Source organism: Lachnospiraceae bacterium, from assembly GCA_025758065.1.
In the GTDB taxonomy this organism is placed as follows: Bacteria; Bacillota; Clostridia; order Lachnospirales; family Lachnospiraceae; genus Enterocloster.
Map to the genome: position 1 here is coordinate 1,693,278 of CP107199.1, position 14,843 is coordinate 1,708,120.

A 14,843-nucleotide genomic window follows, 5' to 3' on the forward strand; every position below is an offset into this window, starting at 1 on the left:
CGTTGCCGAGCCGGTTGCCGGGGAAAATCCCTTATTTCTGGGCTTTTCTCCTTTATAACAACCAAAACAACAGAAAAATAAAAGAAAAGTATAAATAGTAACCATCGCCAGATTGAGATTGTTTGCAAGGTCTTTTGAAGCCCGTTGCCGGACTTCGTTGCCGATACCCTCTGTCTGGCTATTTTCATGTATGGAGGATAACTGCCTATGGCAAAAAACAAAACAGAGATTCATGTGACCACTGTATTTGACGGGGAGCTTGACGCCACTGATGTGTTCGTCAGCCTGATTTCCCAGAAATACGGAAAAACAAATACAAAAGAATATCTTGCTAAAAAGAGAGATATAGGCTATAATGAAGATGAGGTTCAAAAGAGCCAGATACCGTCTGGATTGTGTGGGTAAATGGCTATGATGAACGAAATGGAATACAGAACAATCGGAAAGGCACTTGCCGGGGGCTATCGTGCAGCGGTCTATTGCAGGCTGTCAAAGGACGATGACCTGCAAGGCGAAAGTGCCAGTATCGCCAACCAGCGGGATATGCTGGAAAAATACTGCGAAAAGCAGGGATGGGAGGTTGTGGCAGTCTATCAGGACGATGGTTTCACAGGTCTTAATATGGAGCGTCCTGATTTACAGAGAATGTTGAGAGCCATTGAGCGCAGGCAAATCAACCTTGTCATCACGAAAGACCTCAGCCGACTGGGGCGGAACTATCTGCAAACCGGGCATTTGATTGAGGACTTTTTCCCAAGAAACGGTGTCCGCTATATCGCCATGAATGACGGTATCGACACCCTGCGTGATAACAACGATATTGCCCCGTTCAAGAATATCCTGAACGAGATGTACAGTAAGGATATTTCCAAGAAAGTCCATTCCTCTTATCTTCTGAAAGCACAGAAAGGACAGTTTACCGGGTGTCTTGCCCCGTTTGGGTATCGGAAAGACCCGGAGGACAAAAACCATCTGCTCATTGACGAGGAAACCGCCCCGATTGTGCGGCTGATTTTCGGATATGCCCTGAACGGTCATGGTCCGAACTATATCCGCAGACGGCTGGAGGAAGAAAAAATCCCCTGCCCCACATGGTGGAACCGGGAACGGGGGCTTCGCAATACCCGCACCAAATGGGAAAAGAAGGACCCGGAAAACGGGCGGTATATGTGGGACTTCTCCGTTATCAAAGACCTTTTGATGAATCCCGTCTACACTGGGGCGATTGCTTCCCAGAAAAAGGACTACCGTTTCAAAATCGGCACGATTGGGGAAAAGAAGCCGGAGGACTGGATTGTGGTGGAGGGGCAGCATGAACCGCTGATTGACCGCATGAGCTTTGACATTGTGCAGAATAAGCTGAAATCCCGCCAGCGTCCGGGGCAGACCAATGAAATCAGCCTGTTTGCCGGACTGATAAAATGCGGCGAGTGTGGGAAGTCGCTGACGGTACGCTACACAAACGCAAAACATCCCCAGCAGATTTATTCCTGCAAGACCTACAATGCCTTTGGAAAGAACCACTGCACCCAGCATCGGATTGACTATGACACCCTTTACAGCCATGTGCTGCGGAAAATCCGGGAATGTGCCAGAGCTGCCCTGATGGACGGGGAAGCGGTTGCCGACCGCCTGACCAATACCTGTGAAGCCGAGCAGCGGGAACAGCGGGAAGCAATGGAACGCTCCCTCACAAGGGACGAGGAACGGATTGAGGTTCTGGACAAAATGGTAATGCGGCTTTATGAGGATATGATTGCAGGGCGTATCAGTGAACAGAATTTCAACACCATGCTGGAAAAGACACAGACCGAGCAGACGGAGCTTAAAACAAAAGTGTCCGAGGGCAGAAAGCGGCTGTCCGATGAAGTCCAGCTTGCCAATGACGCAAAACAATGGGTGGAAGCCATTCAGGAATACGCCAACATCACAGAGCTGGACGCAGCTACCCTCAACCGCTTAATCAAAGAAATCGTCGTGCATGAGCGCATTGACGAAGATAAAACAAGACACATTTCTATCGAAATTCATTTTAATCTCAAACCCATCCCGGAGGTGGAACAGGTCACTGCCTGACCTGTCCCGCCGGGACGGTTCTCTTAAAAACACCATATAGATTTTTGTACGCCGCCGCCCGCCATCGAGCAGAGTTTTACACCTAATTGGGGATAAAACAGCTCATGGCCGGTGCTGGTGTAGCCGTGGTAGGCATGGTCCTTGTACCTCTGCTCTCCGGGCTTTTCTCTGTCTAAGCGTCTCCGTATGAAATCCTTGCCGCTCCCGCAGTTTTGCGGGGGCGGCGGAAAGGAGGTTGACACCGTATGGATTTCTTACTTGAAGCCCTGACAAATTGGCTGAAAGAAATGCTGGTGGGCGGTATTATGAGCAACCTTTCGGGGATGTTTGACAGTGTAAATCAGCAGGTCGCGGATATATCCGTACAGGTAGGCCAGACCCCACAGGGATGGAATGGCAGTATTTTCAGCATGATTGAGAATCTGTCCAACTCCATCATGGTGCCGATTGCAGGTGTGATTCTGGCTATCGTGATGACCGTAGACCTGATCCAGATGATCGCAGACAAGAACAACCTGCATGATGTGGACACCTGGATGATTTTCAAGTGGGTGTTCAAATCAGCCGCTGCCATCCTCATTGTCACAAATACATGGAATATCGTGATGGGCGTCTTTGATATGGCGCAGAGCGTAGTGGCGCAGGCGGCAGGGGTTATCAATTCGGATGCGTCCATTGACATTTCCTCAGTTATGACCGATCTGGAACCGAGGCTGATGGAAATGGATCTGGGACCGCTGTTCGGACTGTGGTTCCAATCCCTCTTTATTGGCATTACTATGTGGGCGTTATATATCTGTATCTTTATCGTTATTTATGGCCGTATGATCGAAATCTACCTTGTGACTTCGGTGGCTCCCGTTCCAATGGCTGCAATGATGGGTAAAGAATGGGGCGGTATGGGACAGAATTACCTCCGATCCCTGCTGGCGCTGGGCTTTCAGGCGTTTCTCATTATCGTCTGCGTGGCAATTTATGCTGTGCTGGTGCAGAACATCGCTCTGGAAGATGACATCATCATGGCAATCTGGAGCTGCGTGGGCTACACCGTACTGCTATGTTTTACGCTGTTCAAAACCGGCAGTCTCGCCAAATCAGTCTTTCAGGCGCACTAAAACGGAAGGAGGTTTCTACATTGGCTTATGTACCCGTACCCAAGGACTTAACAAAAGTCAAAACAAAGGTCATGTTCAATCTGACCAAGCGGCAGCTTATCTGCTTCACGGGCGGAGCGCTTATTGGCGTACCGCTTTTCTTTTTGCTCAGAAAACCTACCGGAAACAGTGTAGCGGCTATGTGTATGATGCTGGTTATGCTGCCCTTCTTTATGCTGGCTATGTACGAAAAGCATGGACAGCCCCTTGAAAAGATCGTGGGCAACATTCTCAAAGTAGCTGTGATCCGTCCCAAGCAGCGTCCCTACCAGACCAATAACTTTTATGCCGTATTAAAGCGGCAGGAAATGCTCGATAAGGAGGTGTATGACATTGTTCACCGCAATAAAAAAATGGCTGCATCGGATGTTCGGGAAAACCGAGAAAAAAACTGTGCAGCTGGTAAAGACAAAGAAAAAGCTGTCCCGCGCTGATAAGAAGCAGATCGAAGCGGCCATTGCCCGCGCTAACCGCACGGACAAAAAAGGAAAATCTGCGCAGGACAGTATCCCTTATGAACGGATGTGGACGGACGGGATCTGTACTACGGCATCAATGCTCTGTCCAACAACCTCATCATGGTGGACAGAAAGCTGCTGAAAAACCCCAATGGCCTGATTCTGGGTACGCCGGGTTCCGGTAAGTCCTTCAGCGCAAAACGAGAAATTGCCAACTGCTTTTTGCTTACCAGTGATGATGTCATTATCTGTGACCCGGAAGCGGAGTACGCACCTCTTGTTGAGCGTCTGCATGGGCAGGTCATCAAGATCTCACCTACTTCAACCAACTATATCAATCCGATGGATCTGAATCTGGACTATTCGGATGATGAAAGCCCGCTGTCACTCAAGTCTGACTTTATCCTCAGCTTGTGTGAGCTGATCGTGGGCGGTAAGGAGGGCTTGCAGCCGGTGCAGAAAACCATTATTGACCGTTGTGTACGGCTGGTTTACAACGAATATCTCAATGACCCAAAGCCAGAGAATATGCCGATTTTGGAGGACCTTTATAACTTGCTGCGGGAGCAGGAAGAAAAAGAAGCTCAGTACATTGCAACGGCATTGGAAATCTATGTAACGGGTTCGTTGAATGTGTTCAATCATCAGAGCAATGTGGACATTGATAACCGGATTGTCTGCTATGACATCAAGGAACTGGGCAAGCAGCTTAAAAAAATCGGTATGCTGGTGGTTCAGGATCAGGTATGGAACCGCGTTACCATCAACCGTGCCGCCCACAAGTCCACCCGTTACTACATCGACGAGATGCACCTGCTTTTGAAGGAGGAGCAGACCGCCGCCTATACGGTGGAAATCTGGAAGCGATTCAGAAAATGGGGCGGTATTCCGACAGGTATCACCCAGAATGTCAAAGACCTGCTTTCCAGCCGTGAGGTGGAAAATATCTTTGAAAATTCCGACTTCGTGTATATGCTCAACCAGGCAGGCGGAGACCGTCAGATCCTCGCCAAGCAGCTGGGTATTTCCACACACCAATTATCTTATGTGACCCACTCCGGTGAGGGCGAAGCCGACTATGCAGGGCGTATGCGTGATGAAAAGTACGAGCAGGAATTAAAGGTGCAGAAAGCCAACCAGAGGATATTTGAATTGCAGAGAACCAACGAGCAGATGGGGCGGCTGCTCTCAAAGATACCGCCAGAAGTGTTGGAAGAATTACAGAGAACAGGCAGAAACAAATCAAGAGAAAGGTAAAAAGTGAATGAAGAAACAGGATTTTAAGGTGTTAAAGACCAAAGATTTATACCCGTTTCCCGACAATCCGTTTCATGTTGTGGAGGATGAAACGCTGTCAGAGTTAGCGGAAAGCATCAAGGAATTTGGCATTGTCACGCCGATAATCACACGCCCGAAAGAGGACGGGAACGGTTATGAAGTGATTGCGGGGCAGCGGCGTGTCCGTGCGTCCGAACTTGCAGGTATAAATACCGTGCCTGCATTTGTCCTGCCCTTAGACCGTGACCGAGCCATCATCACCCTTGTAGACAGTAATTTACAGCGTGAAAATATCCTGCCATCGGAGCGGGCGTTTGCCTACAGGATGAAATCCGAAGCCATGAAGCGGCAGGGTTTCCGCACAGACTTAACCTCGTCACAAGTTGTGACGAAGTTGCGGACGGACGACAAAGTGGCACAGGGCTTCGGCGTGGGCAGGATGACCGTCCAGCGTTTTATCCGCCTGACGGAACTGATACCGCCGATTTTGCAGATGGTGGACGAGGGGAAAATCGCCCTCACACCTGCGGTGGAACTGTCCTTTTTGAAGAAAGACGAGCAGGAAAATCTCTTTGCCACGATGGAGAGCGAAGAAGCAACGCCCTCACTCTCACAGGCACAGCGGATGAAAAGCATGAGCCAGAGCGGGCAGCTTGACATGGATATGATATTTTCCATTATGACGGAGGAAAAGGGAAACCAGAAAGAAACCTTGAAAATCAACACAAGCAAACTGAAAAAATACTTTCCGAAGGACACAACGCCGAAGCAGATGGAGGAAACCATCATCCGACTTCTGGAACGTGAGTTGCAGAGAAAACGGAGCAGGGACAGCCGCTAACCTTCTTTTTTCGGGAAGTAAATGCAGGAATTTGGAACAGAAGAAAGACAGAATTTTAAGGAGAATGAGGTAAGGAATGAAAGAAATCCAGTATGAGATTGTAAAGGAAATCGCCGTATTGTCTGCGAGTGACAGCGGCTACACAAAGGAAATCAATCTTATTTCATGGAACGGGAGAGAGCCGAAATATGACATCCGCAGCTTTTCCCCGAACCGTGAGAAGTGCGGAAAGGGTATCACGTTGAACGCTGATGAAGCAGCGGCACTCCTTGAAGCATTACAGAAAGAAGTAAACAGCGGGGATTGATGGTATCTGATTGACAGGGCGGGGCGTTTCCAGACGTTCTCCTGCCCTGTCTGGAAAGGAAGATTTAAGTATGGGCGAGGATAGGAAAACAACTGGAAGAAGAAAGCGTATTGTGCCAAAAGGGCAAGTACAAATGATTATCAGTCGAGAATATATCGGCACACAGACCGTTAGCCGATGATTACCGGACTTATCTGGAGATTGAACTGACCAAAGGAAAACGGGAAGTGACGGAAGATGATGAGAGAGAAGCGGATGCCCTGTGCAAACGGCATCTGGAGCGTTGGAAGGAGGAACAGGAATGAAGATTTTGAAATGTCTGCTGATGATCGTAACTGCACCGGTCGTTTTGGTGTTGACGCTTTTTGTCTGGCTCTGCACGGGGCTGATCTACATATCCGGTCTGGTGCTTGGTCTACTAAGCACGATAATTGCTCTGCTTGGTGTGGCTGTGCTGATTACCTATTCCCCGCAGAATGGTGTGATTTTGCTGGTTATGGCATTTTTGATTAGCCCGATGGGGCTGCCGCTGGCTGCGATCTGGCTGCTGGGCAAGGTACAGAGTTTGAAATTTGCAATCCAGGATTGGGTGTATGGGTAAATGATGTGAATATAATTTAGAATGAAAAGTAGCAGGACAATGGGAGATGAGACCAATGCCCTGCTTCTCTGTTTATTCGGAACGAACTGTAATATATTTTTGTTTTCGACTGTTTGGCTTATCTGGAATAGTCATTTTAAGCTGGCCACTTGCCAGTAGAGGATTCAAATATTTTCTTGTAAAATAAGTGAGATTTCGATAACCAATAAACGAGCAAATTTCTTGTTTGCTTTTTTCTGTTATACAAAAATCCAAGACTGCGTGTAGGATGTCCTGTGATTTATCTTGATCACTAACTTGGTCACAATCTTGGTCACTGACTAAGTCTTTCTGACTAAGATGGTAATTCACATTTTTCAAAATAACTCTGAAATCTGTCGCTGTTGAGGAAAATTCAGGCTTATATGCCGCTGTGTATCCAGGCAGCTTTTCGGTTTCACTGACGATTTTGCGCAGGCCACTTCCACGGCGTTCCATGTACTTCATGCGGTGGAACAGGTCAGCAATCACAGGGTTTCGTCGCATGGAACGGATACTGTAAATATCATATTCCTGAATTGATCCACCGCCAAACATACCGCCCGGAGATGTGATTTCCACCCGATCATCAAACATATCAATATGGATTTCGCTGCCAAGCACAATATAATCACGATGGATAAGCGCATTGACAAGAGCCTCTGTCACAGCTCGTTCAGCATAATCCGGCTTGTCTACACGATACTGTGCCTCTTTGACAAAACGGACTTTGGAATTATTGCGAATAAATTCACTGCCGCTTTTCAGTAGATAAATCAGATTCCCTTCGTATTCTTTATCGTCCAGCGCATCATCAAAGATAGAGCCTTTTTCCAAGCCATTCCACCGGGTACAGAACATACGGGAGTTATAAACTGTGTGCTGATCGGTCATGAGCTTTCCGGCATTGGTCAAGAACCCATTTTTGTCAGCCAAACCAAAGGAGACATAATCGGAAGGCTCAAAGCGGAGACCGGTTCGTTCCAGATAGGTTGCCTCCAGGAGTGTGAAGCTGTAATCCTTTTTCACAGCTTCTGTTGTTAAGGTGTCAAAGGACTGATTGGTTCCCTTTAAGATCAGTTCATTCACAATGTAATCCGGTGCAATTACGCTTTCATTTCCAACACGGATATATGCTTCCATCACTCCGTCTGCCTTGTAATAGTATGGGGTGCTGCGGCCAGGAGAAACCTCCAGAGCCAACAGGTTTTTACCATCTTCCTGCAATGGCTTTAAGATAAACTGCGGTAATGGTGTGATACGTTCTTTGATTAAGCGGCTGATCGCTTCAGCATCCTTTTGAACATCGGACAAGCCGATAGGCTCCCGGTCATCAGAGACTCCGAAAAACAGAGTGCCGCCGATTCCATTGGAAAAGGCACTGACACTTTTTAACCAGCTTTTTGGCTTTTTTGTTTCGAGAGCAACTTTGAAATCACATTCCGTTGCTTCGGCAATGAGCTGTTCTATCATAAAATCCCTCCTTTGAGGTTGTAGAATATCTTTTATTATTATACCCAGCGGAGAAAGCTATTGCAACGATAGAAGCAAAGAGTTCAGCGAAAACAAAAATATTTATGAGAGGAGGGCCTTCTATTATGGCAACTACAAGAATCATGCCGCTTCATGTTGGCAAGGGTCGCACAGAGAGTCGGGCAATCAGTGACATCATCGACTATGTGGCAAACCCAAAGAAAACAGATAACGGCAAACTCATTACCGGTTATGCGTGTGACAGCAGAACGGTTGATGCGGAGTTTCTTTTAGCAAAGCGGCAGTATATTGTTGCTACCGGACGAGTGCGCGGAGCGGATGATGTGATTGCCTATCATGTGCGCCAGTCCTTCCGCCCCGGTGAGATTACCCCGGAAGAAGCCAACCGTCTGGGCGTAGAATTTGCAAGGCGTTTTACCAAAGGCAATCATGCCTTTGTGGTTTGCACTCACATAGACAAGTCGCACATTCATAATCACATTATCTGGTCATCGGTCAGCTTAGAATATGACCGGAAGTTCCGAAACTTTTGGGGCAGCACCAAGGCGGTTCGTCGGCTAAGTGACACCATCTGTATTGAGAATGGACTGTCCATTGTAGAGAATCCGAAACCTCACGGAAAGAGCTATAACAAATGGCTGGGCGATCAGGCAAAGCCCTCTCACCGAGAGCTGCTTCGTGTGGCGATTGACAACGCATTATCACAAAGTCCTGCTGACTTTGAAGAACTGCTGAAGCTGTTGCAAGAGTATGGTTGTGAAGTTTCAAAACGCGGAAAATCGTATCGACTGAAGCTCTCTGGTTGGGAGAAAGCCGCCCGCATGGACAGTCTGGGCGAAGGATATGGATTGGAAGATTTGCGGGCAGTTCTCTCCGGGAAGAAAGCACATACCCCGCGAAAGAAAACAGTCGCACAGGCAGAGCCGCCGAAGGTCAATCTGCTGGTGGACATTCAGGCAAAATTGCAGGCAGGAAAAGGTGCTGGCTATACGCGATGGGCTAAAGTTTTCAATCTGAAGCAAATGGCGCAGACCATGAATTACCTGTCAGAGAACGATCTGCTGGAGTATGCGGTTTTGGAAGAAAAGGCTACGGCTGCCACGGCACATCACAATGAACTTTCGGCGCAGATCAAAGCGGCTGAAAAGCGCATGGCAGAGATCGCTGTTCTGCGTACTCACATCGTAAATTATGCTAAAACCCGTGAGGTCTATGTGGCATACCGCAAGGCGGGTTACTCTAAGAAATTCAGGGAAGAACATGAGGAAGAAATTCTGCTCCACCAGGCTGCTAAGAATGCCTTTGATGAGATGGGCGTGAAGAAGCTGCCCAAGGTCAAAGACCTGCAAGCCGAGTATGCAAAGCTGCTGGAGGAAAAGAAGAAAACTTACGCCGAGTACCGGCGCTCCCGTGAAGAAATGCGGGAGCTTTTAACGGCAAAGGCCAATGTGGATCGGGTGCTGAAAATGGAGGTAGAACAGGATGTTGAAAAAGAAAAAGACCACGGCCAGCGGTAAGCTGGTTCTGGTCAAAAGCGTTCGCAGAACGCGCAGCCACAGAATGAAATTCTGTGTTCAAAGGGGCTTGGGGGCGCTGCCCTCAACAAGCAAGCGGAGAGGAAAATCACGGAGGGATTTTCTTCTCTGCGGGCCTGTGTGTATTAACACAGGCATTGCTTGCCTCTTTTTACCCGGAAATGAAAGGAGCCAGTGAGGAAACAGTCAAATTTCACTCACCGGCTCAATTCGTTTCAAATTTCTCGGATAGTTCTGTTAGTTCTTTCGCGGTCTCCTGCGTATGGTGCAAGAGGGTTTCACGCATTTCTGACGGACAGCTGCAATAAAGCATTTTCATCTGATTGGCTCCATCATCTTCTGGAGAAACATCTGGATTGATCAGAGTGTCCAGAGAGATCGGAAGCACCTTTGCCAATGCCTTCAAAATCAAATAGGACGGATTTATTTGTCCTTTTTCAATGCTGGCGATTTGCTTGACAGATACATGGCTCAGATCCGCAAGCTCCTGCTGTGTCAGGTCTTTTTTCTTTCGGGATTCCCGCATTTTTTGCCCCAAAGCGGTCAAATCATCAATCGGCATAATCATTCACCTCAAGTATATTCTATCGTGCCGATTTGCACAAAGGAATAACCTTATTATACCGGTCAATAGGCTTGATTATGCCGATCTTTGTAAGGGGTTGAAAGGGATGAAAAGTCAGCAGACTTTAATCAACTAGATTATCACAGGCAGGCTGGGGATCGTGCCTTTATTTTCAATATTGGCAAGATAGCGCCATTCAATTCCCACTATTTCGGCCAGCACCTTGCGCGTCAGGTGCTTTGCTTTCCGCGCAGCTTTCACGTCCGCGCCGAAAGTTTCAAAGCCGGGGCAATCTTCAACTTTAGCCATATAACATCACCCATTTACATTGTATAATTCATACTCTGTCCGTGGAATGTTGTTATATGCAGTTAGATTAAACTTTATAATTCATATCTATTTGATTATGGCAATACATAAGAGGCTTTTCAGCTCTCGCATTCAGCACATCGTTTGTGGCGCTGCTATATTCTAAAAAAGCCCTAATACATCATCCTTGCTTACAGGGCTATCTATGATCCCCAAAAGCTATTTAGAGAATTTTCAAAATGAGTGTTGACTTTTTTTCCTATTGTGCTACAATGAAAATATCATTTAGAGATTTTTCAAAATAACAGAGGCAAAGGTGAAAGCACTGTGAGTTTACCTAATATTTTCAAAGCATTAAGCGATCCCGTCCGACGGGAGATATTGCTGAAACTAAAACAAAAACGGAAGATGTCAGCCGGTGAAATTGCCGCAGAATTTGACTTGACTAATGCCACTATTTCATACCACCTTTCTACTCTAAAAAAGGCTGATTTGATTTTTGAAACGCGCTATCAGAAATACATCTATTATGAAATCAATACATCGGTATTTGAAAGTGTTGTTATGTGGCTTATGCAATTTCAGGAGGATAAAGATGAATCCCAAAAATAAACGAACCTTGTTTCTGACAAGTACAATTTGCATTATTTTGTCCATCGTAGCATTCGCTCTGTCCCACATGGGCGGGGCCAGTAACGAAAACTATATTCTGCTCTATGTGATTGCCGTTTTGCTGAATATTGTTCTGAACCTTGCGCTTAATATCAAAATTGCTTCGACAAACGGAGCCAAGGCGTTAGTGTCTTTGGGCAAATGGATTATGCCGATTGCGGGAGTTGTATATTTGATCCCGCAGGTATATTCCGTACTGTTTCCTGCCAAGACCATGCAAGATACTTATTGGTATGTTTTTATTGGTATTTTGTTTATTGTCAGTGGCAATTATTTTCCCAAAAACCACATCAATCCCTATGTCGGACTAAAGTTTCCGTGGCTATTCAATGATGAAGAAGGCTGGTACAAGACGCATCGGCTGGGCAGTTATACATGGATACTGGCTGGTATTGTCAGCATTCTGCATCCGTTGCACAATCTTATTTTTGTAACCGTTCCGCTAATCATTTTTCTGGTTGGCGTTGTCCCGTTGGTCTATTCACTTGTCCTCTTTTTTAAGAGGAAACAAAGCAACTAAAGGAGGTAATACTTATGAAATCTGCAACGAAGCATATTGTTATCAGCACCGTTTTGTGTGCGTTGACGCTGGTAGTCTTTCTCGCTTTCTATAATCGCCTGCCGGAGTCTGTCCCCATCCATTTTGATTCTGCCGGAGTAGCAAATTCTTTCTGTCCCCGCAATGTTGTAGTGTTCGGCGTTCCCGTGGCCTGTGTCCTGCTGAACCTCATTTCTGGCTTTACCGTCAGCCAGAAAGAGAATGCAAAGCCGTATATGTACTATATCATGGCTGTTGTTGCATTCGTAGCAACGGGCATCATGATCTATTTGGGGATGAAGTGAATTGCCCCAACAAGAACTTTGGTGGCGGAACGGTTATTTTTTTGAATGTCATTTTGAATTTTTTCTAAATAAAGGCAAGGAATGCTATGTTACAAATCAAGAACTTATCCAAAAGCTACGGTGCGAAAAAGGCTGTAAGCAACCTTAGTTTTGTCGTGGAAGATGGCGACATAATGGGCTTCATCGGAAAGAATGGAGCTGGCAAAACCACAACATTGAAAGCCTGTTTAGGTATCATCGGCATCGACGAGGGAGAAATCCTTTTGGATGGAACTTCTGTCCTCAAAGAACCGATGGCTTGTAAGCGGAAGATGGCGTATGTGCCAGATAATCCCCAGCTTGACGAGTATATGACTGGATTGCAGTATCTCAACTTTATCTGTGATATTTACGAAGTACCGTCCAAGATGCGGAAACAAAACTTCGAGAAATTGGCCTCAGCTTTTCAGATGGGGCCGCATTTGAATAACTTGATTTCCTCTTACTCCCACGGCATGAAACAGAAACTTGCGCTGATTGCCGCCTTTTCGCACACGCCTAAACTGCTGATATTGGATGAACCTTTCGTTGGATTAGACCCGGAAGCATTTGTAATCCTGAAAGAGCAGATGAAAGAACTCTGTGCAAGTGGAAATTCCGTTCTGTTTTCAAGCCATATTCTTGATGTGGTAGAAAAGGTGTGCAATAAAGTGTCCGTTATTAAGCATGGACAATTACTGTATTCCGGCAGGACGACAGAAATCGTTGGGACAAAGGGTTTGGAAGAAGTATTTATGGAGATGAATGGCGATGAAATTTCTGTTACCCCTACTAAGGAATAATCTTTTGCAGCTATCTCATGCCAATCAGCTTCGATATGCAGATACAAAGAACCGCACAAAAACGATCACTTTGTATATGCTTATAGCCATGATCCTAATGGGATTGCTTGCATACCTGATTTACTCCTTGAAAATCATTTATTCTATTGCGTGGTCGTTGGAGGAAGTAGTGACAGAACTTGTTGTTCCTATGGTTCTGATCTGCGTGATCCTTAATATTGCGATTAGTATTTTTTGGGGAAGTGGTCTGCTCCTTAGTGATACTAATATTGACAGTGTGCTTGCACTTCCAATTCCGCTGCGTACATTGATACTCTCCAAATTGACTGTCCTGTTTATGGTAGAAGTCGCTCTTACTGTGGCGCTGCTGCTTCCTATGATGGTGCTGTTTGGCCTAACCGCAGGTATGGGATTTCCGTTTTATCTAATTGTGCTTGGAATAACAATTCTCTTTCCTGTCATTCCCGGCCTTTTGGGAACAATGTTCGGAACACAGATTTACCGCATCTTGAAAAATTCCTCTGCTCGTATTGCCCGACTAAAGGCAGCGGCGGCTATCCTGATTTTGTTTGCGTTTATGATCTTCATGTTCTGCAAATTCCCAGATATAGCTGCCGGAAATTTTGGGGATGTTATTTCTACCTCGACTTTTACACTTTATGCAGGCCAGTATATTCACCGATTGCTTAACGGGGACTATCTGTTGATAGGCATATACTTCGGTGGGGTATTCCTGATAGGCGTTACTCTGCTCTATGGTCTAATCAAAATATTTCGTAACTGGTATAGCAATGACGCGATACAAGGCTCAACGACGATCTAACACCGTGTAAATCCACGGCGGCATATAGGAGGATTGCCGCCGTGTCTATTTTTGCCTATTTTCACAGCATCCATGACCTGCACCAGCTAAAAAAAGCCTTGCCCCTCCTCCGGGAAGGTATGACTTCCTATCGGTATTATCGTTCCGCCTAAATCAGCAGAATGGTAGGTGTTTTTGTCGCGCCAGTTTCCCATTGCGGGGAGCTGGCGTTTTTTATTGTCGATTTTTCAGGAAAGCTCCTGAAGTATGTCGCTGCCGATCCCCGCCTCCTTTCGATTCACTCGTCAATCGCCCGTGAATTGAAATGGAGGTACATAATGAAGAAAGTCAATCTTAGGGACTTATATCCCGATGTTTATAAAAATGATTACTTTGTAGAAGTAACAGAAGATGTGCTGGAGACGATCCGAGCCGCTGAGCGTGCGGAAGCTGCTTATGACCGGAGGATGTATCGCTATAAGGCGTACTACTCCCTGGACTGCGACAACGGCATTGAAAATGCGATCCTGATGAAGCCCCAGACACCGGAAATGCTTTTGGAGGAAAAGCAGCTGCGGGAGCAGCTCTATGCTGCTGTGATGGCTCTGCCAGAGAAGCAGGCCAAGCGGATCTATGCCCGGTATTATCTGGGTATGCGTGTGAGTGAGATCGCCACAGCGGAGGGCGTAGACCCAAGCCGTGTTCGTGACAGTATCCGGCGTGGTCTGAAGCAGCTGGCAAAGTATTTTTAGGATAGAATAACAAAGGGTGCAAGGTCTCAAAGTGCTTCTGGCACAGGGCCTTGCGCCCCATTTGCACGCTTGTATTCTTCGAGCAAAGGAAATATAATAAACCATATTGGAGGGAAACTATATGAATTATATGACGCTGAAAGAAGCAAGTGAAAAATGGGGTGTTACCCCAAGGCAGATCAATTATCTGTGTGCCGGTGGGCGTATCCCCGGCGCTGTAAAGATGGCTACCATTTGGCTGATTCCCAAGGATGCAGAGAAACCGGCAGACCGTCGTTTCAAAAATACAAAAAAATAATCTTCTCGTGAGGTTTCTG

At 46.5% G+C, this 14,843-nt stretch carries 17 protein-coding genes and 4 pseudogenes; 18 read left to right on the plus strand and 3 right to left on the minus strand.

What is annotated here, in order from left to right:
* The first annotated feature begins 207 nt into the window (after positions 1-207).
* From OGM16_07845 to OGM16_07890, 10 genes and pseudogenes are all read left to right on the plus strand, one after another.
* On the plus strand, positions 208-405 hold the full coding sequence (locus OGM16_07845; protein UYJ48147.1) for a hypothetical protein: 198 nt from the start codon (positions 208-210) through the stop codon (positions 403-405).
* Complete coding sequence (locus tag OGM16_07850) at positions 406-2,076, plus strand: recombinase family protein (GenBank protein ID UYJ48148.1); 1,671 nt, start codon at positions 406-408, stop codon at positions 2,074-2,076. It begins immediately after the preceding gene.
* Positions 2,077-2,165: 89 nt separating this feature from the next.
* Positions 2,166-2,252 (plus strand): annotated as a pseudogene (locus OGM16_07855) (Maff2 family protein).
* 69 nt (positions 2,253-2,321) lie between these two features.
* Complete coding sequence (locus OGM16_07860; GenBank protein ID UYJ48149.1) at positions 2,322-3,191, plus strand: CD0415/CD1112 family protein; 870 nt, start codon at positions 2,322-2,324, stop codon at positions 3,189-3,191.
* A 20-nt stretch (positions 3,192-3,211) separates the two neighbouring features.
* Positions 3,212-3,664 carry a PrgI family protein gene (locus tag OGM16_07865; protein UYJ48150.1) on the plus strand — a complete coding sequence of 151 codons (453 nt, stop codon included), beginning with the start codon at positions 3,212-3,214 and terminating at the stop codon, positions 3,662-3,664.
* A 93-nt stretch (positions 3,665-3,757) separates the two neighbouring features.
* Positions 3,758-4,945: pseudogene (locus OGM16_07870) on the plus strand (ATP-binding protein).
* Between the two features lie 7 nt (positions 4,946-4,952).
* On the plus strand, positions 4,953-5,807 hold the full coding sequence (locus tag OGM16_07875; GenBank protein UYJ48151.1) for a ParB/RepB/Spo0J family partition protein: 855 nt from the start codon (positions 4,953-4,955) through the stop codon (positions 5,805-5,807).
* Between the two features lie 76 nt (positions 5,808-5,883).
* Positions 5,884-6,114, plus strand: a complete 231-nt coding sequence (locus OGM16_07880) for a PC4/YdbC family ssDNA-binding protein (protein UYJ48152.1) — start codon at positions 5,884-5,886, stop codon at positions 6,112-6,114.
* 70 nt (positions 6,115-6,184) lie between these two features.
* Positions 6,185-6,289 (plus strand): annotated as a pseudogene (locus OGM16_07885) (stage II sporulation protein R).
* 126 nt (positions 6,290-6,415) lie between these two features.
* Complete coding sequence (locus tag OGM16_07890) at positions 6,416-6,715, plus strand: CD1845 family protein (protein UYJ48153.1); 300 nt, start codon at positions 6,416-6,418, stop codon at positions 6,713-6,715.
* A gap of 72 nt (positions 6,716-6,787) precedes the next feature.
* On the opposite strand, the gene OGM16_07895 is transcribed toward OGM16_07890, so the two are convergent.
* A complete protein-coding gene (locus OGM16_07895) occupies positions 6,788-8,206 on the minus strand; it encodes a putative DNA binding domain-containing protein (GenBank protein ID UYJ48154.1) in 1,419 nt (472 codons plus the stop codon).
* Positions 8,207-8,331: 125 nt separating this feature from the next.
* Between OGM16_07895 and OGM16_07900 the strand changes: the two genes are divergently transcribed.
* Positions 8,332-9,744, plus strand: a complete 1,413-nt coding sequence (locus tag OGM16_07900; GenBank protein ID UYJ48155.1) for a relaxase/mobilization nuclease domain-containing protein — start codon at positions 8,332-8,334, stop codon at positions 9,742-9,744.
* Between the two features lie 223 nt (positions 9,745-9,967).
* On the opposite strand, the gene OGM16_07905 is transcribed toward OGM16_07900, so the two are convergent.
* Together OGM16_07905 and OGM16_07910 are read right to left on the minus strand one after the other, a co-directional pair.
* Complete coding sequence (locus OGM16_07905; protein ID UYJ48156.1) at positions 9,968-10,324, minus strand: helix-turn-helix domain-containing protein; 357 nt, start codon at positions 10,322-10,324, stop codon at positions 9,968-9,970.
* 138 nt (positions 10,325-10,462) lie between these two features.
* A pseudogene (locus OGM16_07910) lies at positions 10,463-10,636 on the minus strand (helix-turn-helix domain-containing protein).
* Positions 10,637-10,963: 327 nt separating this feature from the next.
* Between OGM16_07910 and OGM16_07915 the strand changes: the two are divergent.
* The 7 genes from OGM16_07915 to OGM16_07945 all read left to right on the plus strand — a co-directional run bounded on the left by OGM16_07915 (position 10,964) and on the right by OGM16_07945 (position 14,824).
* Positions 10,964-11,248: an autorepressor SdpR family transcription factor gene (locus OGM16_07915; GenBank protein UYJ48157.1), complete on the plus strand. Its 285-nt coding sequence runs from the start codon at positions 10,964-10,966 to the stop codon at positions 11,246-11,248.
* Entirely contained in the window at positions 11,232-11,828 is a 597-nt protein-coding gene (locus OGM16_07920) for an SdpI family protein (protein ID UYJ48158.1), read from the plus strand. Before OGM16_07915 ends, OGM16_07920 begins: the two co-directional genes overlap by 17 nt.
* Before the next feature lie 14 nt (positions 11,829-11,842).
* Positions 11,843-12,151, plus strand: coding sequence for a DUF1648 domain-containing protein (locus tag OGM16_07925; protein UYJ48159.1), 309 nt, complete (start codon positions 11,843-11,845; stop codon positions 12,149-12,151).
* A gap of 86 nt (positions 12,152-12,237) precedes the next feature.
* Entirely contained in the window at positions 12,238-12,972 is a 735-nt protein-coding gene (locus OGM16_07930; GenBank protein ID UYJ48160.1) for an ABC transporter ATP-binding protein, read from the plus strand.
* On the plus strand, positions 12,941-13,795 hold the full coding sequence (locus OGM16_07935) for a hypothetical protein (protein UYJ48161.1): 855 nt from the start codon (positions 12,941-12,943) through the stop codon (positions 13,793-13,795). Before OGM16_07930 ends, OGM16_07935 begins: the two co-directional genes overlap by 32 nt.
* Positions 13,796-14,112: 317 nt before the next feature.
* Entirely contained in the window at positions 14,113-14,526 is a 414-nt protein-coding gene (locus OGM16_07940; protein UYJ48162.1) for a sigma-70 family RNA polymerase sigma factor, read from the plus strand.
* A 121-nt stretch (positions 14,527-14,647) separates the two neighbouring features.
* Complete coding sequence (locus OGM16_07945) at positions 14,648-14,824, plus strand: helix-turn-helix domain-containing protein (GenBank protein UYJ48163.1); 177 nt, start codon at positions 14,648-14,650, stop codon at positions 14,822-14,824.
* Positions 14,825-14,843 lie beyond the last annotated feature (19 nt).